The sequence below is a fragment of the Thermaerobacter litoralis genome (assembly GCF_054654595.1).
This window is the reverse complement of the sequence record NZ_BAAIES010000004.1, coordinates 135,906-155,832: the sequence shown is the minus strand read 5'-3', so window position 1 is coordinate 155,832 and position 19,927 is coordinate 135,906. Positions and strand designations below refer to the sequence as shown.

At 76.6% G+C, this 19,927-nt stretch carries 20 protein-coding genes and 1 pseudogene; all 21 read left to right on the top strand.

What is annotated here, in order from left to right; genetic code table 11:
- Window positions 1–32 precede the first annotated feature (32 nt).
- The 21 genes and pseudogenes from fliG to ACYQ02_RS02390 all read left to right on the top strand — a co-directional run bounded on the left by fliG (window position 33) and on the right by ACYQ02_RS02390 (window position 19,909).
- Window positions 33–1,232 (top strand): flagellar motor switch protein FliG, encoded by a 1,200-nt coding sequence (gene fliG, locus ACYQ02_RS02490; RefSeq protein WP_460038857.1) that lies wholly within the window; start codon window positions 33–35, stop codon window positions 1,230–1,232.
- Window positions 1,233–1,398: 166 nt separating this feature from the next.
- On the top strand, window positions 1,399–2,358 hold the full coding sequence (locus tag ACYQ02_RS02485; RefSeq protein ID WP_460038856.1) for a FliH/SctL family protein: 960 nt from the start codon (window positions 1,399–1,401) through the stop codon (window positions 2,356–2,358).
- Window positions 2,359–2,555: 197 nt separating this feature from the next.
- A complete protein-coding gene (locus ACYQ02_RS02480; protein ID WP_460039031.1) occupies window positions 2,556–3,869 on the top strand; it encodes a FliI/YscN family ATPase in 1,314 nt (437 codons plus the stop codon).
- Between the two features lie 70 nt (window positions 3,870–3,939).
- A complete protein-coding gene (locus ACYQ02_RS02475) occupies window positions 3,940–4,401 on the top strand; it encodes a flagellar export protein FliJ (RefSeq protein ID WP_460038855.1) in 462 nt (153 codons plus the stop codon).
- A gap of 1,435 nt (window positions 4,402–5,836) precedes the next feature.
- On the top strand, window positions 5,837–6,487 hold the full coding sequence (locus tag ACYQ02_RS02470) for a flagellar hook-length control protein FliK (RefSeq protein ID WP_460038854.1): 651 nt from the start codon (window positions 5,837–5,839) through the stop codon (window positions 6,485–6,487).
- Between the two features lie 83 nt (window positions 6,488–6,570).
- Window positions 6,571–7,140 (top strand): flagellar hook assembly protein FlgD, encoded by a 570-nt coding sequence (locus tag ACYQ02_RS02465; protein WP_460038853.1) that lies wholly within the window; start codon window positions 6,571–6,573, stop codon window positions 7,138–7,140.
- 22 nt (window positions 7,141–7,162) lie between these two features.
- Complete coding sequence (locus ACYQ02_RS02460) at window positions 7,163–8,383, top strand: flagellar hook protein FlgE (protein ID WP_460038852.1); 1,221 nt, start codon at window positions 7,163–7,165, stop codon at window positions 8,381–8,383.
- Between the two features lie 91 nt (window positions 8,384–8,474).
- Window positions 8,475–8,834, top strand: a complete 360-nt coding sequence (locus ACYQ02_RS02455) for a flagellar FlbD family protein (protein WP_460038851.1) — start codon at window positions 8,475–8,477, stop codon at window positions 8,832–8,834.
- Window positions 8,831–9,394: a flagellar basal body-associated FliL family protein gene (locus ACYQ02_RS02450; RefSeq protein ID WP_460038850.1), complete on the top strand. Its 564-nt coding sequence runs from the start codon at window positions 8,831–8,833 to the stop codon at window positions 9,392–9,394. The genes ACYQ02_RS02455 and ACYQ02_RS02450 overlap by 4 nt, the downstream gene beginning before the upstream one ends.
- Window positions 9,395–9,437: 43 nt before the next feature.
- Window positions 9,438–10,406, top strand: coding sequence for a flagellar motor switch protein FliM (fliM, locus tag ACYQ02_RS02445; protein ID WP_460038849.1), 969 nt, complete (start codon window positions 9,438–9,440; stop codon window positions 10,404–10,406).
- A 571-nt stretch (window positions 10,407–10,977) separates the two neighbouring features.
- Window positions 10,978–11,229 (top strand): annotated as a pseudogene (gene fliN, locus ACYQ02_RS02440) (flagellar motor switch protein FliN); the annotation flags it as partial.
- Window positions 11,230–11,275: 46 nt separating this feature from the next.
- Window positions 11,276–11,839, top strand: a complete 564-nt coding sequence (locus ACYQ02_RS02435; RefSeq protein WP_460038848.1) for a DNA-binding transcriptional response regulator — start codon at window positions 11,276–11,278, stop codon at window positions 11,837–11,839.
- 13 nt (window positions 11,840–11,852) lie between these two features.
- Entirely contained in the window at window positions 11,853–12,014 is a 162-nt protein-coding gene (locus ACYQ02_RS02430; RefSeq protein WP_460038847.1) for a flagellar biosynthetic protein FliO, read from the top strand.
- Window positions 12,011–12,694 (top strand): flagellar type III secretion system pore protein FliP, encoded by a 684-nt coding sequence (gene fliP, locus ACYQ02_RS02425; protein WP_460038846.1) that lies wholly within the window; start codon window positions 12,011–12,013, stop codon window positions 12,692–12,694. The genes ACYQ02_RS02430 and fliP overlap by 4 nt, the downstream gene beginning before the upstream one ends.
- Before the next feature lie 16 nt (window positions 12,695–12,710).
- Window positions 12,711–12,980 carry a flagellar biosynthesis protein FliQ gene (gene fliQ, locus ACYQ02_RS02420; protein ID WP_460038845.1) on the top strand — a complete coding sequence of 90 codons (270 nt, stop codon included), beginning with the start codon at window positions 12,711–12,713 and terminating at the stop codon, window positions 12,978–12,980.
- 104 nt (window positions 12,981–13,084) lie between these two features.
- Window positions 13,085–13,858, top strand: coding sequence for a flagellar biosynthetic protein FliR (gene fliR / locus ACYQ02_RS02415; protein ID WP_460038844.1), 774 nt, complete (start codon window positions 13,085–13,087; stop codon window positions 13,856–13,858).
- The gene (locus ACYQ02_RS02410) at window positions 13,855–15,093 is read left to right on the top strand and encodes an EscU/YscU/HrcU family type III secretion system export apparatus switch protein (RefSeq protein WP_460038843.1); all 1,239 of its coding nucleotides are present in this window, start codon (window positions 13,855–13,857) and stop codon (window positions 15,091–15,093) included. Before fliR ends, ACYQ02_RS02410 begins: the two co-directional genes overlap by 4 nt.
- A 1-nt stretch (window position 15,094) precedes the next feature.
- On the top strand, window positions 15,095–17,179 hold the full coding sequence (flhA, locus tag ACYQ02_RS02405; protein WP_460038842.1) for a flagellar biosynthesis protein FlhA: 2,085 nt from the start codon (window positions 15,095–15,097) through the stop codon (window positions 17,177–17,179).
- Complete coding sequence (locus ACYQ02_RS02400; RefSeq protein ID WP_460038841.1) at window positions 17,176–18,315, top strand: flagellar biosynthesis protein FlhF; 1,140 nt, start codon at window positions 17,176–17,178, stop codon at window positions 18,313–18,315. Before flhA ends, ACYQ02_RS02400 begins: the two co-directional genes overlap by 4 nt.
- The gene (locus ACYQ02_RS02395; RefSeq protein WP_460038840.1) at window positions 18,287–19,126 is read left to right on the top strand and encodes a MinD/ParA family protein; all 840 of its coding nucleotides are present in this window, start codon (window positions 18,287–18,289) and stop codon (window positions 19,124–19,126) included. The genes ACYQ02_RS02400 and ACYQ02_RS02395 overlap by 29 nt, the downstream gene beginning before the upstream one ends.
- A gap of 99 nt (window positions 19,127–19,225) precedes the next feature.
- Complete coding sequence (locus tag ACYQ02_RS02390) at window positions 19,226–19,909, top strand: flagellar brake protein (protein WP_460038839.1); 684 nt, start codon at window positions 19,226–19,228, stop codon at window positions 19,907–19,909.
- Window positions 19,910–19,927 lie beyond the last annotated feature (18 nt).

The window sequence follows — 19,927 nt, the reverse complement described above, 5'->3', positions numbered from 1 at the left end:
CCCGGAGGGCCTGCGGGGAGGAGGCGAGGGCAATGGCCATGCGGCAAGGAGCGGCGGTGGTGGCGGGCCCCGGAACGGGCCGGCCGGCGGCCCCCGGCGGGCGAGCCGGGGTGGCGATCCCGGACATGCCGGGCCCCCAGGGCGCACCGGCCGAGGCCGGAGCGGTGGCGGCGGGACCGGGGGAGGCGGGGGGCGGCAGCGGCGCCCGCGCCGGCGCCCGCGACGGAGCCCGGGATCTGCCACCCCGCCGGAAGGCGGCGATCCTGATGATCTCCCTGGGTCCCGAGCTGGCCGCCCGCGTCTTCCGCTACCTGCGGGAGGACGAGATCGAGCAGCTCACCCTGGAGATCGCCAACACCGACCGGGTCTCGCCGGAGCAGCGGCTGGCGGTTCTTGAGGAGTGCCGGGACCTGGCCCTGGCCCACGCCTACATCGCCCAGGGCGGCATCGACTACGCCCGGGAGCTCCTGGTCCAGGCCCTGGGCCACCAGCGGGCGGCGGAGGTCCTGAACCGGCTGACCTCCACGCTGCAGGTCCGGCCCTTCGAGTTCGTCCGCCGGGCCGACCCCTTGCAGATCCTGAACTTCATCCAGCAGGAGCACCCCCAGACCATCGCCCTGATCCTGGCCTACCTGCACCCGGAGCAGGCGGCGGTGGTGCTGAGCGGCCTGCCCCCCGAACGCCGGGCTGACGTGGCCCGCCGGCTGGCCCTGATGGAGCGGACCTCGCCGGAGCTGATCCGCGAGGTGGAACGGGTGCTGGAGCGCAAGCTCTCGTCGGTCCTGGGCGAGGAGGGCACGGCCGCCGGCGGGCTGCAGGCCGTCGTCCAGGTGCTCAACAACGTGGACCGCGGCACCGAGCGCAGCATCATGGAGGTCCTGGAGGTCACCGACCCCGAGCTGGCCGAGGAGATCAAGAAGCGGATGTTCGTCTTCGAGGACATCGTGCTCCTGGACGACCGCTCCTTGCAGCGGGTCCTGCGGGAGGTCGACCTCAACGAGGACCTGCCCCTGGCCCTCAAGGCCGTCAGCGAGGACGTCAAGCAGAAGATCTTCCGCAACCTGTCCCAGCGGGCCGTGGAGATCCTGCAGGAGAACCTGTCCTACCTCGGTCCCGTGCGCCTCCGCGACGTGGAAGAGGCCCAGCAGAAGATCGTCAACATCATCCGCCGCCTGGAGGAAGAGGGCGAGATCGTCATCGCGCGGGGTGGTCAGGATGAGGTCGTGGTCTGAGGCGGCGGGCAGCTCCCCCGGGTCCGCCCCGGGCCGGCACCGGGCGCCGGGCGGCGGCCGGGCCGCGGGATCCGGATTCACATGGGCCTCCCCGGCCTGGGGGCCCGTGGCCCGCGCCCCCCAGGGTGAAGGGCTGCCGGAGCCCCGGCCCTGGACCCCGGCCCCCTTGGGCCCCTCAACCCCCCCGCTGCCGAGGAGGGCGGGGGTCTCCCCCGCGCCGGTTCCCCGGCCCCAGCGGCCGGTGGTGGAACCGGCGGCGGCCCCGGGCCGGGGCCGGCCTGGCCCCAGCGGCTCCCTCGCCCCCGTTCCCGGGGGCTTCCCTGGCGGCGACGGCCGGCCGGCCGCCACGCCCGTCCCCGACCCGGCCGTGGCCGCCGCCCGGGCCCGGCGCTGGCTGGCCCGGGCCCGCCGGGCCGCCGCCCGGCACCTGGACCGGGCTCGCCGGGAGGCCGAGGCCTTGCGGCGGCAGGCCTATGAAGAAGGGCTGCGCCGGGGCGAGGCCGAGGGGCGGGCCCGCTGGGAGGCGGCCTGCCGGGAGGCGGAGGACCGGGCCGCCCGCCAGCGGGAGGACCTGGCCACCGCCTACCGCCAGCTCCTGGCGGGATCGGCCGGCCCCGTCCTCGAGCTGGTCCTGGCCCTGGCCCGGCGGGTGGCCGGCGAGCACCTGGCGGCCGATGCCGGCGCCCTGCGGGCCCAAATCGAGGCGGCCCTGGCCCGGCTGGGCAACGACGGCGCCCGGGTGCTCCTCCACCCCGAGAGCCTGGCCCAGCTGGAAGCTGGGCCGCCCCTCCCGCCCGGGGTCGAACAGGTGGCCGACCTTACCCTGGCGCCCGGCGACTTCCGGGTCGAGACCCCCCGGGGCCACATCGACGGCCGTGTAGCCGTTCAGATCGAGCGCCTGGGCCGGGTGCTGGAGAAGGCGATGGACCACGGGCCCGCGGGTCTTGCCGCAGGTGGCAGCCTGCCCGGCGCCGGGGTCCGGGCGAGCCAGCCGGTGGCCGCTGCCGCCGGTCCGGCCGGCGACGCCGCCGGGGACGCCAGCGGCCCCGGCGAGGGGGATCCCGCCGGCGACCCCCCGGGCGCGGTGCCGGCGGCCGGGGCCGGGGAAGGGGCGATCGGTCCATGACGGCCACCGGAGGAAAGAGCGCCACCGGAGGAAGGAGCGTGACCAGGGGGGAGGGGCCGGGAGCCGGTGGGGTTTCGCCGGTTCCGGCAGGGGTGCCGGCGGCACCGCCGGCAGCGGCGAAAGCCGCGGCGGCCGCGCCGGCTCTGGTTCCCCCGGCTCCGGTTCCCCTGGCTCCGGTTCCACCGGCCGCCGGCGCCTTGCCCGGCCTTCTCGACTGGCCGCGGCTGCGGGCCGCGGTGGCCACCGCGGAGCCCCGGCCGTGCCTGGGCTGGGTCGACCAGGTGGTGGGACTGGCCGTGGAAGCCCGGGGCCCCGTCAGCTCCCTGGGAGAGCTCTGCTGGATCCACCGGCCGGGCCAGGCGCCGTTGCCCGCCGAGGTGGTGGGGTTCCGCGGCCCCCGTACCCTGCTGATGCCGCTGGGGGCGGCCCAGGCCATCCGGCCCGGCAGCCTGGTCGAGGCCACCGGCCAGGGCTTCCGGGTGGCCGTGGGGGAGGCCTTGCTGGGCCGGGTGCTGGACGGGCTGGGTCGCCCGCTAGACGGGCTGGGGCCGGTTCGGGCCGAGGCCTGGTATGCGGCCGAGGCCGATCCCCCGCCACCCCTGAGCCGCCGGCCCATCCGGGAGCCCTTGCCCGTCGGAGTCCGGGCCATCGACGCCCTGCTCACCTGCGGCCGCGGCCAGCGGGTCGGCATCTTCGCCGGCAGCGGCGTCGGCAAGAGCACCCTGCTGGCGATGATGACCCGCCACACCGCCGCCGACGTGGTCGTGGTCGCCCTGATCGGCGAGCGCAACCGCGAGGTGCGGGACTTCGTCGACCACCACCTGGCCGGGGCCCGCCGGCGGACGGTGGTGGTGGCGGCCACCGCCGACCGGCCCGCCCTGGTGCGGATCAAAGCGGCCCAGGTGGCGACGGCCATCGCCGAGTTCTTCCGCGACCGGGGCCGGCACGTGCTGCTGGTGATGGATTCGGTCACCCGGTACGCCATGGCCCTGCGGGAGGTGGGCCTGGCGGTGGGGGAGCCGCCGGCCACCCGGGGTTACCCGCCGTCGGTCTTCGCCGCCCTGCCGAAGCTGCTGGAGCGGGCGGGGACCGGGCCCCGGGGCAGCATCACCGGCTTCTACACGGTCCTGGTCGACGGGGACGACTTCAACGAGCCCATCGCCGACGCGGTGCGGGGGACCCTGGACGGTCACATCGTCCTCTCCCGGCAGCTGGCGGAGGAGGGCCAGTTCCCCGCCATCGACGTGCTGGCCAGCGTCAGCCGGCTGATGCCGGAGCTGGTCGAACCGGCCCACTGGGCCGCGGCCCAGCGCCTGCGGCGGTGGCTGGGGGCCTACCGGGAGGCCCGGGATCTGGTGGAGATCGGCGCCTACCAGCGGGGCACCAACCCCGACGTGGACCGGGCGCTGGAGCGGATGCCGGCCATCCGCGCCTTCCTGGCCCAGGGGCGGGACGAGGCGGCGCCCTTCGCCGAGGCGGTGGCCCGGCTGCAAGAGGTGGCCGGCGGCTAGGGCCGGGAGCGGGCGCCGGGGGCTGGGCGGAACGGCAGGACGGGACTCGGGGACGGGGGGCGGACGATCCATGGCCAAGAACGAGCCCTTTCGCCTGGAGCGGGTGTGGACGGTCCGCAGGCTGGAGGCCCTGGCCCGCCTGGGCGAGTGGAGCCGGTGGCAGGCCCGGGCGGATCAGGCCCGGCAGGAAGCGTCGCAACTGGAACACCAGCGCCGGCAGGCGGCCGGTGACCTGATCGCCGCCGGCGCCCGCACGGCCCTGGAGATGGCAGCCCTCTGGCGCCAGGTCGAGCATTTGGGCCGGCGCCAGGAGGCGGCCGCCGGCCGGGCAGAGGTCCTGGAGCGGGAGGCGGCGGCCCGGCGGCAGGTGGCCCTCGAGGCCCGGCGGGAGGAACAGGCCTACCAGCGCCTGTTCGACCGGCACCAGGCCCGCCAGCGCCAGGAGGCGGTCCGCCGGGAACAGGCCCAGATCGACGAAGTGGCCGGCCGGAGGCCGGTGGGGGAAGGGGGGCCGGAGCATGGGATCCGCTGAGTGGGGTCCGCCGGCCACCGCACCCGCCCCGGCGGGTGCGGTGGCCGGAACCGGCGGCGCTGGCGCGGCACCGGGTCCGGGCGGGAGGCGGCCGGTGCGGGACGGCGGCCAGGGGCCGGAGGCGTTCTGGGTCCAGCTGCTGGGGCAGACCCGCCGCCTGGAAGCCGCCGGCAGGGCGCGGGGCGGGTTGGCGGCCGCCCCGTCGGACCCCTCCCGGCCCGGGGACAAGCCGGTCCGGGAGGAGGGCGCGGGCCAGGGGGCCACCGAGGGGCTGGAACCGCCGCTGGCCCTGGTGCCGGCGGTGGGCCTTGGGATCCTGGGGGCGGTGCCGCCGCCGCTCCCGGCCGCCGTGCCCGAACTCCGGCCGGTTCCCGGGAGTGACGGGACATCACCAGACCGGGGGCCCCGCGGCGGCGTGGCCCACCGGGAACCGGTGGCGGCGGCGGTCGCCGGCGGCCACGACGGCCACCGGGCGCGGGCGGACCAGGCCGGGGCGAGCCGGGACCCGGTACCGGGATCGGACGCTGCGGCTCGGCCCGGGGTTGACGCTCCCGCCTCTTCCAAGACCGCGGGCGGCGTCGACAGGGAACGGGGTCCAGCCGGGGCCTCCGAGCCGGGAGGCCGGGGGGCGACCGGTGCGGGCGCTGCGGCCGGCGGGCCGGCCGGCGAGGCCCAGGGGCCGGCAAAGGCGGCGTCGGGTCCCGCCGGGGCCCCTGCGGCCGGCGGGGAAGGTGGCCCGGGCGCCGCCGGGCAACCCGGGGCTGCCCGGGACGGCGGCCCCGGCGCCGGCACCCCGAACCCTGGGGGAGCGGCCCCGGCGGGGGGCGGCCCCGGATCATCCGGGGGTGGCAGCTACTCGATCGCCGCGGCGGGGGCGGCCGGCGGGGCGACACCGCCCCTCCGGGCGGCCGGATCGCCGGCGGAGGGTGCAACGGCCGCCGGCGGTCCGGGTTCGGGCGCCGCCGGGCCCGCCTCGGGCCACGGGACGCCAACGTCGCCTGTTCCCGGCGCCGCCGGCCCGGGCGGGGCGGGGGGTGCCGCCCCCGGCTTGGGAGCCCCTGCAGGGACCGGGGCGGCCGCCGCAACGGCCACCGCCCCGATGGCCGCCACGGGAGCTTGGGCCCCGGCGGCGATGGCCGCCGGGGCCGGGTCCGGGGCCATTCACCCCGGTGCAGGGCCCGGTGCCCCCGTCGCGGCCCCGTCCCCGGCTCCCGCGGGGGGCGCCGCAGGCCCCTTCGATCAGGGGGCGTCGGTGTTGCCGGCCGGTGGCCCGGGCGGGCCCGGCGCCATCCCTGGCGCGGCCCTGGGAGGTGCGGGCTCTACCGCCACTGCGGGCCTTCCCGCCGCAGCCCTTGCGCAAGCCCTGGCGCCGGGCGACGGGGCGGCCCGGGTTGCAGCGGCGGCGGGCGGGTCCCTCCCAGCCGGGGCCAGTGGCATGGCGGGCCCAGCCAACGGCCGGCCGGCCGTGGCCCTGGGCGGGGCGGCCGCCGGTGCGATGGCCGGAGGCCGGGCCGCCGCCGGCGATGCCCCGGTGCCGGTGGCCCTTGCCTCCGGGGGCGCCCTGGGGGTGGGGGTGCCAGGGGCGGGCGCGGCGGGTCTTACGGGCCCAGGGTTTGACGGCAGCGGGCCCGTGCCGGCCGACCACTGGGTCGCCGCCGTCACCCGCTGGATCGAGGGCCTGGAGTGGCACCGGAGCGGCGACCGACACCGGGTGCGCCTGGAGCTGGCGCCGGCCCACCTGGGCCCGATCCACGTGGAGGTGGCGGGTGACGGTAGCCTTCTGGCCGCCCGGATCACCGTCTTCCACCCCGACACCCTGGCCCTGGTCCAGCGGCACCTGGAAGATCTCCGCCAGGCGCTAATGTCGCGGGGCTACACCTTGACGGGGCTGGAGGTCGGCCTGGGGGGCGGCAGCGGAAGCGGCCAGCCCGGGCCGGGCGATCCGGGCCACCACGGCGGCCCCCATCCCCGCTGGGCCGGTGTGGGGGGCCTGGGGGCCGCCGGCGAGGGTGTGGTGGCCGCGTCCCCCGGCGGCGGTCCGGGGCGGGCCGGTCCTGGCTGGGGGCGGCTGGACGTGCGGATCTGAGTCCGGGGCGGATGGGCCCGGGAGGGCGTTCGCCAAGGGCGGCTTCGCCCCGGCGGGATTGGTCGCGAGAAGGGGGGACGGGCATGGACGGTATGGCCGTCACGGGCCGGTGGGAGGGAGCGGGTGGCCGGTTCGGCCTGGCCGCCCGCACCGGGTACTCGGGCCCAAGGGGCACTTCTTCGGGCGCGGGGACCCAGCTGGCGGGAAGCGCGCCGGCGGGGGCCGGTTCCACCGCCCGGCCGGCGGCGGAACCCGGAGGACTGGCACCCGATGCCTTCTTCCGGCTGCTGGCCGCCCAGCTGAGGTACCAGGATCCCCTGCAGCCGATGCAGGACACCGCTTTCGTCGCCCAGCTGGCCCAGCTGACCCAGCTGGAGGAGACCCGGGCCCTGCGGGCCGCCCTGAGCGGCCTCTCGGCCCTGCCCCTGCTGGGCCGGGCGGTGGAGGTCACCACGGCCCAGGGGGTGCGGCTGGGGACGGTGACCGGGGTGCGAATGGATCCGGCGGCCCCGGGCCTGTTGCTCGACGGGCAACCGGTGGCCTGGGCCGACGTCCTGGGCCTCCGGCTGGTGGAGCCGCCGGACGGCGGCGGGGAGGCCACCCAGCAGATGGCCGGTTCCAACCGGGACGAGGACCTTCATCCAGGGGGATGACCTTGAGGGAGGGTGAGGCGCCATGATGCGCTCCCTGTATGCCGGCATCTCGGGGCTGCAGAACCACCAGCTCCGCATGGACGTCATCGGCAACAACATCGCCAACGTCAACACGGTGGGCTTCAAGGCGAGCCGGGTCACCTTCAAGGAGCTGTTCAACCAGACCCTGCGCGGGGCGTCGGCGCCGGCGGGTCCCGCCCGCGGGGGGGCGAACCCGATCCAGATCGGCCTGGGCACCGCCCTGGGCGGCATCGACGTGATCCACCAGGCCGGCAATCCCCAGGTGACGGGCGTCGCCACCGACCTGGCCATCCAGGGCGACGGGTTCTTCGTGGTCCAGGATGCCACCGGCGGGTACGCCTACACGCGGGCGGGCGACTTCCGCCTGGACGCCGAGGGCTACCTGGTCAACGCCGACGGGCTGCGGGTCCTGGGCTGGCAGGCGGCGGGCGGGGTGTTGCCCGCCCGGGACGCCCTGAACCTGGGTCCCATCCGGGTCCCCGTCGACCTGTCCGTCCCGGCCCAGGCCAGCACCCGGGTGACCTGGACGAGCAACCTGGATGCCACGGCGCCCACCTCCGCCGCCCTGACCCAGGCCGTCGACGTGTACGACTCCCTGGGCAACCCCCACACCCTGGTCTTCACCTTCACCCGGACCGGGACGAACCAGTGGTCCTGGAGCGCCGCCGATGCAGCGAATCCCTCCAGCTCGCTGGCGACGGGCACCCTGACCTTCAGCAACGCCGGGGTGCTGACGGCCGGCAGCCCGGCCACGGTGAACTTCGCCCCGGCTGGCGCCGCGCCCATGACCCTGACCGTCGACTTCTCGGCCTTGACCCAGTACGCGGGCCCGTCCACCGTCGAGGCGACCGCCGACGGGTACCCCGCCGGCCAGCTGACCTCCTTCGCCTTCGACCCCTCGGGCACCATCACCGGCACCTTCTCCAACGGGATGACCCAGCCCATCGCCCAGGTGGCCCTGGCCTCCTTCGCGAACCCGGCGGGCCTGCTGCGGGACGGCAACCTCTACTGGGCGTCCAACAACTCGGGGGTCGCCCGGATCGGCGAGGCGGGGACCGGCGGGCGGGGCGCCCTGACGCCGGGCGCCCTGGAGATGTCCAACGTGGACCTGTCCCGGGAGTTCGTCGACATGATCGTCACCCAGCGGGGCTTTCAGGCCAACTCCCGGGTGATCACCACCTCCGACGAGATGCTCCAGGAGCTGGTGAACCTCAAGCGGTGACGCTGCGCGGACGGGCGGAAGGCCCGCCCGCCGCCGGCGGGGTGGTGGCCGCCCCCGGAGGCGCGGCCGGGAGGATGGGAGGGAGAGCCCGGTGGTGCCGGTGACCCGGCTGGACGGCCGGCAGCTGGTGGTCAACGCCGAGTTGATCGAGACCCTGGAGGCCACGCCGGACACGGTGATCACCCTGACCACCGGTCGCCGCCTGGTCGTCAAGGAGCCGGTGGACGTGCTGGTGGAGCGGGTCGTCGCCTACCGGCGCCGGATCCTGGCAGGGGTGGGGCGGGACGAACCGGCCGGGCAGGGCGCCGGGGGTGGCAGCGGGCCGGTGACTGGACACCGGCCGGAGGCCGCCATGGCGCCGGCCGCCGCGGGGAGTGGGGCGGCCGGCCCGCCACCAGCCGCGGGCCCGTCCAGGGCGGATGCCGGGTGGGAGGACGGTGACGCCAGGTGAAAGGCAAGGTGCGGATGCTGCTGATCGTCGTGACCACGGCCCTGGTGGTGGGCGCAGGAACCTGGTGGGCGGCGACCCGGGCGGGGGCGGGCGAGCCGCCGCCTCCGCCGGAGCCGGTGGACGTGGCCCTGGAGCCCTTCACCACCAACCTGCGGGACGGCCGGGTGGTCCAGGTGGCCCTGGTCCTGCGGGTGGCCGGGGAGGAGGCTGCCGCCGAGCTGGAGCACGGCCATACGGCCGAGGTGCGGCACCAGGTGTACCGGGTCCTCCGGGGGATGACGGCCGCCGACCTGGCGGGGGCGGCGGGCATGGACCGGCTGCGGCAGGCGGTCTGGGCCGTCCTGACCGGGAGGGGGGACCCGGCCGCTGGAACCGGTACCCCGGGCGCCGCCGAACCGGGGAGCGGCGCGGCACCGGCCGGTTCGACCGGCGGTGGCGGCGGCCACCCGCCGGCCGGGGGCGGGGCGGCTGGCTCCGGTGGGGCCGGGGCGGCCGGGCCGGGGGCGGCCGGCGCCCTGCCGATCCTGGACGTGCTGATCACCGACCTGATCGTCCAGTGACCGCCGGTGGCGAGGACGGTGGGCAGGTAGGGAGGTCCGCAGGGTGAACCAGGCCATGCGCCGCAAGGGCGGCCGCAGGGCGCCGGTGATCCGCCTCTACGACTTCCGGCGCCCGGACAAGTTCTCCAAGGAACAGCTCCGCACCCTGGCCATGGTCCACGAGAACGTGGCCCGCCTGGCGACGGGCTTCCTCTCGGGGCAGCTGCGCACGGTGGTCGAGGTGGCGGTGCTGGAGGTGGAGGAGACCACCTACGGCGAGTTCATCACCGGGCTCTCCAATCCCACGGTGCTGGCGGTCTTCAACCTGCCGCCCCTGGAGAGCAGCGCCGTCATGGACGTGGAGCCCTCCATCGCCTTCCCCATGGTGGACCGGCTGTTCGGCGGCCCGGGGACGGCCGAGCCCGCCGGCCGGGGGTTGACGGAGATCGAGACGGTGGTGATGCGGGCCATCCTCCAGGGGCTCTTGGGATCCCTGGCCGAGGGATGGAGCCAGCTGGTCCAGGTCCAGGGCGAGCTGGTCACCGTGGCGGCCAACCCCTTGTTCGTCCAGGTCCAGGCGCCCAACGAGATCGCCGTGCGGGTGGTGCTGTCGGTCCGCTTCGGCCAGCAGGCGGGGGCGTGGCGGATCTGCCTGCCCTACCCGCTGCTGGAACCCCTGCTGCCCCGCCTGGCCGTCCACCAGTACTACGCCCGGGAGACCAAGTCCCCGTCCCGGACCCGGGACCGGTGGGAGGAGGGCCTGCGCCAGGTGCCCCTGCCGGTTTCGGTGGTGCTGGGACGAACCCGGCTGACGGTGCGGGAGCTGCTGGACCTGGCGCCCGGCCACGTGCTGCGGCTGGACACCCGGGCCGGGGGGCTGGTCGACGTGCTGGTGGCGGGGCGGCGCAAGTTCCGGGGCGTGCCGGGCCAGGCCGGGCACCACCTGGCGGTGCAAGTGGTGGAACGGGTGGCAGAGGAGGCACAGGGCCATGGGGACGGGCGAATGGGAGATGTTGTCTCAGGAGGAGATTGACGCCCTCCTGCGCAGCCTGGCCGAGGAGGGAGCCGGCGGGGGCCTGCCGGCGGCATCCGGCCAAGACCCGCCGGCGGGTCGCCCGGATGGGGAGCCGGGTCCGGAAGGGGCGGGTCAGGGGGACGGCGGCAGCGGGGGAGGATCCGCCCGGCCCAGCGGCGGCGGGCCCCGGGCCGGGGGCCGCGAGGGGGAGCGAGATCCGGCGGGTGGCGCGGGCGACGCCCCCGATCCCGCGACGGGTGCGGGTGCGGCCGGTGCCAGCGTTCCGGGCGGGGCGTCCCTGGGCCGGTCGCCCGCAGGCGGAAGGTCTGGCCCGCAGGCCGGGGGCATGGCCGGGGGGATGGCCGGCGGTGAGGCTGTCCCCGCCGCGGCGGCGGCCGAGCCGGCCCTGAGCCGGATCCCGGTGGGCCCCGGAGGCCCCGGCGGCCCTGGGGCGCCCGGCGGGGGGCCCAACCCGGCGGGCGGCGTCGAGGCCGGGTTCTTCCCCCTCCACGGGGGGCCCGAGGCCGCCGACCCCTGGGCGGCCGACGCCGGGGACCGGGAGGGGGCTGCCGCCCTGGCCCGCGGCACCTTGGATCTGCTGCTGGACGTGCCGCTGCAGCTGACGGTGGAGCTGGGGCAGACCCAGCGGACGGTGCGGGAGCTGCTGGAGATGGCGCCAGGGACGGTGCTCGAGCTGGACCGCCTGGCGGGCGAGCCGGTGGACCTCCTGGTCAACGGCCGGCTCATCGCCCGGGGCGAGGTGGTGGTGATCGATGAGAACTTCGGCATCCGGATCACCGACATCGTCAGCCCAGGCGAGCGGCTCCGGCGCCTCCGCTGAGGACCCGGCGAGGGGGGCCGCCCCGCCGCCCCAGGGCCGGCCGGTGGTGGCGGTGATCGACCCCTCCGCCTTTGCCCGGGGCCAGATCCGCGCCCTCCTGGTGCCGTGGGGCTGTGAGGTGGTCGAACTGGCCGGCGACGAGCCGCTGCCCTGGCTGGCAGAGCGGCTGGCCCGGGCTCGGGTCCTGGTGGTGGAACCGGCTTCCCACGGGGCCGGGGCGGCCGCCTGGCTGGCCCGGCTCAAGGCGGCCTGTCCCGCGGCGGCCCTGGTGGTCTGCACCGCCCTGACGACCCGGGCGGCGGTGGTGGCCTACCAGAGGGCGGGGGCGGCCGACGTGATCGCCAAGCCCTGGTCGGCGGACCGGCTGGGGGCGGCCATCGGGGAGGCCCTTGGCCGCCGGGCGGGCGGGCTGGCCGCCGGGAGGGCGGGGTCCGCCGCGGCGGCCGGTGGGGGCGACAAGGCGGCTGGCGGCAGCGACGAGACGGCGGGGGGACGGGGGAACCATGTGGACCGGCCTGATCCAATTCCTTCTAGCTTCGCTTCTGGTGATCGTGGCGGCCGCCTGGGGCAGCCGGGCCCTGGCCCGCTGGCTGCGGCCTCGGGCGGGTGAACAGGGGGTCGAGGTGCGGTCCGTGGTCTCCCTGGGCGGGCGGCGGGCCCTCTGCGTCGTCCGCTGGCACGGGGACGAGCTGCTCCTCGGGGTGACGGACCACGGGGTGAGCCTCCTGGACCGGCGTCCAGGGCAGGACCGGGGCGCCCCCGGCGGGGAGGCGGGCCGGCCATGATCCCCCAGGTCAACGTCACCCTGCAGCCCGCCACCGGCCCCGAAGGCCTGGGGGCGGCCCTGCAGATCCTGCTGCTGCTGACCGTCCTGTCCCTGGCCCCGGCGATCCTGGTGATGATGACGGGCTTCACCCGCATCGTCGTCGCCCTCTCCTTCCTGCGGGGGGCCCTGGGGACCCAGCAGGCGCCGCCCAACCAGGTCCTGGTGGGCCTGGCCCTCTTCCTCACCGTGTTCGTCATGGCGCCGGTGTGGCAGCAGGTCTACCAGGACGCCTGGATCCCCTACCGGGACGGCCGGATCGACCAGGTGGAGGCCCTGGACCGGGCCCAGCAGCCCGTGCGGGAGTTCATGTTCCGCTACACCCGGGAGCGGGACCTGGCCCTGTTCCTGGAGCTCTCGGGGCGGGGGCCCGTCGCCTCCCGGGACCAGGTGCCGACCTATGTGCTGATCCCGGCCTTCGCCATCAGCGAGCTGAAGACGGCCTTTCAGATCGGTTTCATCCTCTACGTGCCGTTCCTGGTCATCGACATGGTGGTGGCCAGCACGCTGATGTCCATGGGCATGCTGATGGTTCCGCCCATGCTGGTGTCCTTGCCGTTCAAGATCCTGCTCTTCGTCCTGGTCGACGGGTGGAACCTGGTGGTGCGATCGCTGCTCGCCTCCTTCGGGGCGACGGGCTAGGCAGGGGGGATGGGGCGTGACCGACGCCCTGGTGCTGACGGTGGGACGGGAGGCTTTGTGGACCGGGCTGCTGGTGGCCGCGCCGGTCCTGGTCCTGACGGTGGCGGTCGGGGTCGCCGTCAGCGTCCTGCAGGCGGCGACCCAGGTGACCGAGCAGACCCTGGTCTTCGTGCCCAAGATCCTGGCGGCGGCCGCGGCGCTGCTGCTCTTCGGGCCGTGGATGCTGGCCACCCTGGTGCGGTACACGGTGCAGCTCTACCAGTCGATCCCCGGCGTGCTGGGCTGAGGCCGCGTCAAGCTGGCGGCCGGGGCGGGCGGCTTCCCGGCCCGGCCGGGGCCGGGCGGGCCAGCGGCCCGGCCTGGTGACCACGGGACAGGGGGTGGGTGGAGATGGACCTGGCAGCCATCGCGACGGCGGAGCTCAACCGCTTCCTCCTTTGCCTGGGCCGGACGGCGGGGCTGGTCGTCGCCTCCCCGGCCTTCGGCGGCGGCCTGGTGCCGGCGCCGGCCCGGGCCCTGCTGGCGGTGCTCCTGGCCCTGGTGGTCTTCCCCGTGATGCCGCCGGTCCAGCCGCCCCCCACCGTGCTGGGATATGCCGGCACCCTGCTGGGGGAGGTGGCGGCGGGCCTGGCCCTGGGACTGGTGACCGCCCTGATTTTCGCCGCCGTCCAGATGGCCGGCCAGCTGCTGGACCTGTCCACCGGCTTCGGCCTGAGCGGGGTCTTCGACCCGGTGTCCAGCCAGTCCATGCCGGTGCTGGGCCACTTCCTCTACCTGCTGATGTGGGTGCTCCTCTTGGCAGCCGACGGCCACCACCTGATCCTGCGGGCGCTGGCCGAGAGCTACCGCCACATCCCGCCCGGGGGCGTGGGGCTGGCCGCCGGGGTCCCCGTGATCCTGGACCTGGCCGGCTGGATGTTCCGCACGGCGCTGCTCCTGAGCCTGCCGATCCTGGCGGTTTTGACGGCGGTCATGGTCGCCCTGGGGATGATCTCCCGGGCGGTGCCCCAGCTCAACGTGTTCATCACCGGCCTGCCGGTGCAGGTGGCCGTGGCCCTGGTCGCCCTGCTGGTGGCCCTGCCCGCCTTGGCCGCCGCCCTGAGCGGCCTCGTCGAGCCCCTGGGGGACACCCTGGCCCGACTGGTGGAGGCGATGGGCCGATGACCCGTCCCGCGGCGGTCGCCCGGCACCGGCGCCCGGCCCGGCGGATGAACCTGCAGCTCTTCGCCGGGGAGCGGGTCCTGCCGCCCTCCCCGCGGCGTTTGCGGGAAGCCCGGCGGCGCGGCCAGGTGGCCCGCAGCGCCGACCTGACGGCCGCCCTGGTGCTGGTGGCCGGGGCGGCCCTGGCCGGGACCCTGGTCCCGGCGGCCGCCCGGGCGGTGGCCAACCTGACGCGCCACCTGTGGACGGCGCCACCCCTGGGCGTGCCGGGGGACTGGACGGTTGCCCAGGCGGTGGCGCTGGGGCGGTGGGCCCTGGGGGGCACCCTGGCGGCCGGCGTGCCCCTGGCCCTGGCCGGCTGGGTGGTGGCCGCGGCCGCCGGGTTCGTCCAGTCGGGAGGGCTGTTCCAGCCGGGCCTGGTGGCCCCCCGCTGGGAGCGGGTCAACCCCCTGGCCGGCCTGGGGCGCCTGGTCTCCCGGCGGGCCCTGGTGGAGCTCTTGAAGGCCCCGGTGAAGCTGGCCATCCTGGCGGCGGCCCTGGGGCCGGGCCTGGTCCGGGCGGCGGCGGACCTGCTGGGGGCCATCGGGGCACCGGTTCCGGCGGTGCTGGCCCTGGCGGGGCAGGCCGTCCAGGGCCTCCTGTGGCGCGGTGCCCTGGCCTACCTGCTGGTCGCCCTGGCGGACTACGCCTACCAGTGGTGGGAGCACCAGCAATCCCTGTGGATGACGGTCCAGGAGTGGAAGCAGGACCAGAAGGAGGCCGAGGGCGACCCCGTGCTGCGCCAGCGGGTGCGCCAGCGCCAGCGGCAGCTGGCCCGCCGGCGGATGCTGCAGGAGGTGCCGCGGGCCGACGTGGTGGTGACGAACCCGACCCACGTGGCCGTCGCCCTGCGCTACGACCCGGCCCGCATGGCCGCCCCGGTGGTGGTCGCCAAGGGGCTGGACAGCCTGGCCCTGCGGATCCGGCAACTGGCCGAGGCCCACGGCGTGCCGGTGATGGAGGAACCGGCCCTGGCCCGGGCGCTGTACCGGGCGGTGGAGGTGGGCCGGGAGATCCCGGCGGCCTTCTATGTGGCGGTGGCGGAGGTGCTGGCCTTCGTCTGGCGGCTGCGGGGGACGGCGGCGGCCGCCGGCGGGGGCGCTGCGCCGGCGCCGGCGGGCAGGGCTTCCCGCCCGGGCTCTGGGCCGGGCAGGCCTGCCGGCGGGCCGGTTCGTCCGGGAACGGGGGAGGTGAGCTGAGATGGCCCGCTCCTCGGTGGGCCGGGAGGGGGGCCTGGCCGTGGCGGGGCGGTGGCTGGCCGGGTCGGCCGACGCCGTCGTGGCGGCCCTGGTCGTCACCATCGTGGTGATGATGGTGGTGCCCCTGCCGACGGCCCTGCTGGATGTCATGATCGCGGCCAACCTGACCTTCGCCCTGGTTGTGCTGCTGATGACGATGTACACCCAGGAGCCCCTGGAGATCGCCGTGTTCCCCTCCCTGCTGCTGCTGGCCACCCTGTTCCGGCTGGCGCTCAACGTGTCGTCGACCCGGCTGATCCTGCTGCAGGGCGACGCGGGGGCCATCATCCGGCAGTTCGGGCACTTCGTGGTCGGCGGTGACCTGGTGGTCGGCCTGGTGGTCTTCCTGATCCTGGTGGTGATCCAGTTCGTCGTCATCACCCGCGGCGCCGAGCGGGTGGCGGAGGTGGCCGCCCGCTTCACCCTGGATGCCCTGCCGGGCAAGCAGATGAGCATCGACGCGGACCTCTCGGCCGGCCTGATCGACGAGCAGGAGGCCCGGCGGCGCCGGCAGCAGGTGGCCCGGGAGGCCGACTTCTACGGGGCGATGGACGGCGCCAGCAAGTTCGTCAAGGGGGACGCCATTGCCGGGCTGATCATCACGGCGATCAACCTGGTGGGCGGGGTGCTCATCGGCATGCTGCGGGACGGGCGGCCGGCGGCCGAGGCCCTTCAGACCTACGCCCTGCTGACCGTGGGCGACGGCCTGGTCTCCCAGATCCCGGCCCTGCTCCTGGCCACGGCCACGGGCATCGTGGTCACCCGGGCGGCCAGCGAGGACCACCTGGGCGGCGACCTGCGGCGGCAGGTCTTCTCCAACCCCCGGGTGCTGGCGGTGGCGGCGGTGTTCCTGGCCCTGCTGGCGCTGGTCCCGGGGCTTCCCAAGCTGCCCTTCTTCGTCCTGGCCGGGGTGGCGGCGGGCGGCGCCCGGGGCCTGCAGCTCCAGGCCCGGCGGCGGGCGGAGGAGGAGGCCGCCCGCGCCCAGGCGGAGGCGGCGGCCGCCCGGGCCGAACCGGAGCCGGTGACGGCCGTCCCCGTCGACCCCATCGAGATCGAGCTGGGCTACGGCCTGCTCGGCCTGGCCGACGAGAGCCGCGGCGGCGATTTGCTGGCCCGGATCGCGGCCATCCGCCGCCAGATGGCCCAGGAGCTGGGCGTGGTGGTGCCCCTGGTGCGGGTGCGGGACAACGTGATGCTGGAGAGCCATACCTACGTGATCCGCCTGCGGGGTGCCGAGGCCGGGCGCGGGCGGCTGTTGCCCGACCACTACCTGGCCATGGCCACGGGCCTGGAGACCGAACCGGTGGAAGGCATCGAGACCACCGAGCCGGCCTTCGGCCTGCCCGCCCTGTGGGTGCCGGCCGAGAACCGGCAGCGGGCGGAGCTGGCGGGCTACACCGTGGTCGACCCGGCCTCGGTGCTGGCCACCCACCTCTCGGAGCTGCTGCGCCAGAACGCCTACCGCCTGCTGACCCGGCAGGACACGCGGCAGCTCCTGGACGGGCTGCGCCAGGTGGCGCCGGCCCTGGTCGACGAGCTCCAGCAGAACCTGTCCCTGGGCGAGATCCAGAAGGTGCTGCAGAACCTGCTGCGGGAGGGCGTGGCCATCCGCGACCTGGTGACCATCGGCGAAGCCCTGGCCGACCAGGCCCCCGCCACCCGCGACGCCGACCTGTTGACCGAGTTCGTCCGGCACCGGCTGGCGGCCCAGATCTCCGAGTCCCTGCCGGTGCGGGAGGGCCGGTTGCGGGTCCTGGCCCTGGACCCGGCGGCGGAGCAGGTGATCCGGGAGGCCCTGCAGCAGGCCCCCGCCGGCGGCCATCCGGCCGTGCCCGCCGACTGGCTCGGCCGCCTGTTGCGGGCGGCCCAGGCCGAGGTGCGCCGGGTCGCCGCCCAGGGGGTGGAACCGGTGGTCCTGTGCGCCCCCGTCATCCGGCTGCACCTCTACCGGATGCTGGAGGCGGCGGTCCCCCAGCTGGTGGTGGTCTCCTATAATGAGCTGGTGCCCCACCTGCAGGTGGAGACGGTGGGGGTGATCCGGCCGTGAAGATCAAGCGCTTCCGGGCGCCGGACATGCGGGCGGCGCTGCAGCAGGTGCGGGCCGAGATGGGGCCGGACGCGGTGATCCTGCAGGCCCGGCCGGTGCGGGGGCGGGGCGTGTGGGCCTGGTTCGGCCGGGGGCCCCGCTGGGTGGAGGTGACGGCCGCTTGGGACGGCGACCGGCCGTCTCCGCGGGACCCGGGGCCGGCGGGCCGGGGGGACGGGACGGGCCACAGCCCGCGGCGCCTTGACGTGGCCGTCGGGGACGGGCCCCTGGCCCCACCGGCCGTAACCTCCCCGGCCCGGCCGGCACCGGATTCCCGAACAGCGGGACGAACCGGCCCCGGGCCGGCACCGGGGCTCCAGGCGCTGCCGCCTGCGGTGCCCGCTGCCGGCCCCTTGCAGCCACCCGCGGGGGCGGGGCCGGAGGGCGACCCGGGCGACCGGGCGAGGGCGATCCCCCGGATCCTGCCGCCGCCGGGCCCGCCCCTGGGAGGGGTCGTGGTCCTGGTGGGGCCCACCGGCGCCGGCAAGACGACCACCGTGGCCAAGCTGGCGGCTCGGGCCGTGCTGGACGAAGGGCGCCCCGTCGCCCTGCTGGCCGCCGACACCTACCGCCTGGGGGCCACTGCCGCCCTGGGCGCCTATGCCGAGCTGCTGGGCCTGCCTCTGACCGTCGCCTACGCGCCCGGCGAAGCCGCGGCCTGGCGGGAGGCGCTGGGGGAGGCGGCTCCCGCCGGCCCGCTGGCCCTGGTCGACACCGCGGGGCGGAACCTCTTGCTCCCCGAGGTGGCGGTGGAACTGGCCGCCCTGCTGGCCGCGGTGCGGCCGGCCCGGGTGCTGCTGGTTCTTCCGGCGACCCTAGCCGGGGCCGAGGCGGCCGCCCTGGTGGCTGTGGGGCGCCGCCTGGGGGTGACGGACCTGGTCTTGACCAAGCTGGACGAATGCCTGGACCCGGCGGCCGTCCTGGCCCGGGCGGGCCGGTGGGGGCTGCCCCTGGCCCTGGTGGGGTGCGGCCAGCGGGTGCCCGACGACCTGCTGGCCGGGTCCGCCGAGGCCCTGGAGGCCTGGCTGGCCCGGTCCGGCCGGCCGCAGGCGGGGGGAGGGACGCGCCATGGGTTCGCCGGCGCCGGGGTTGGCTGAGCAGGCCCGGGCGATCCTGGTGGCCAGCGGCAAGGGCGGCGTGGGCAAGAGCAACCTCAGCCTCAACCTGGCCATCGCCGCCCGGGCCCTGGGACGCCGGGTCCTGCTGCTGGATGCCGACGTGGGGCTGGGCAACGCCGAGATCCTGGCCGGTGTCAGCGCCTCCCGGCACCTGGCCGACGTCCTGGCGGGCCGTTGCCGGCTGGAAGAGGCGGTGGTCCCCGGCCCGGGCGGCGTCGACCTCCTGGCCGGTGGCCACGGCCTGGCCGAGCTCCCGCCCGTCGACGGCCTGCGCTGGCGTCACGTCCTGGGCCAGCTGGCGGGCCGGGGCTGGGACCTGGTGGTGATCGACGGCGGGGCTGGCGTGGGCGGGGCGGTGCGGCCCCAGCTGCTGGCCGCCCGGGAGCTGCTGGTCGTGACGACCCCGGAGCCCACGGCCCTGGCCGATGCCTACGCGGTGATCAAGCTGGTGGCGGCCCGCGGCGGAGGGGCCGTCCCCCGGCTGTGGGTGGCGGTCAACCAGGTGCAGCGGCCGGCGGAAGGGGAGACCGCCTTCGCGCGGCTGGCCGGCGTCTGCCGCCGGTTCCTCGGGGTGGAACCCCGGCTCCTGGGCCTGGTGCCGCTGGATCCCCAGGTGCGGGTGGCGGTGCGCCGCCAGGTCCCCCTGCTGCTGGCGGCGCCCCAGAGCCCGGCGGCCCGGGCCGTCGATGCCATGGCCCGCCGGCTGCTGGACTGCCCGCCGCCGGCCACGGGCGGCCTCCTGGCCTACCTGGCCCGGCTGTGGCCGGGACGGGCCGCCCGCACCGGCTGACGGCGGTGGGGACCGGCCCGGATCGCCGCCGGTCCGGGAGGCCGTGCTCGGGGCGCTGGGCGTTCCGGGCCGGGGGAGCAGGGATTTGGGACGGGCTGGATGGGGGAGTGGGGGAAGGAGATGGACCGGATCGAGCCCTTGCCGCTGGAGATCGGCCATCCGGTGGAGCTGACCTTCGTCGACGACGCGCCGCCCGGCCACGGGACGGGGCCCTTCCGCACCCACGTCCTGGGCACGGCGCCGGAAGGCCTGGTCCTGGCCTTGCCCATGGCGCGGCAGCGCTGGGTGGTGCCCCGGCCGGCCCAGGCCGTCAAGGTGGTCTACCGGGATCCCCAGGACCGCGACGGGGCCCGGGGGCTCTTCGGCTTCGTCGCCACCGTGGCCGGCGCCCGCATCGAGCCGGAGCCGGAACTGGTGGTGACCTGGCCCCAGCGGGTGGAGCGGGTCCAGCGGCGCCACTGGGTGCGCCTGGACGTGCGACTGCCCGTCCGGCTCCACCGGCGGGGCGACCCGCCCCAGGTCCTGGAGGGGCGCACCCTGGACGTCAGCGGCGGCGGGTGCCGGGTCCTGCTGGCGGAGGCGGTGCCCCCCGGCGAGCTGGTGCGGGTGGAACTGGCCTTCCCGGGCTGGCAGGCCCAGGCCACCGGCCGGGTCGTCCGGGTGGAGCGGGGCGACGGGTTCACCGCGGCCCTGGAGTTCGTGGAGATCGACCCGCGGGTGCAGGACCGCATCGCCGGGTTCATCCTGGTGGAACAGGCCCGGCGGCGCCGGGTGCTCGGCTAGGGCCCGCCCCCGGCCGGA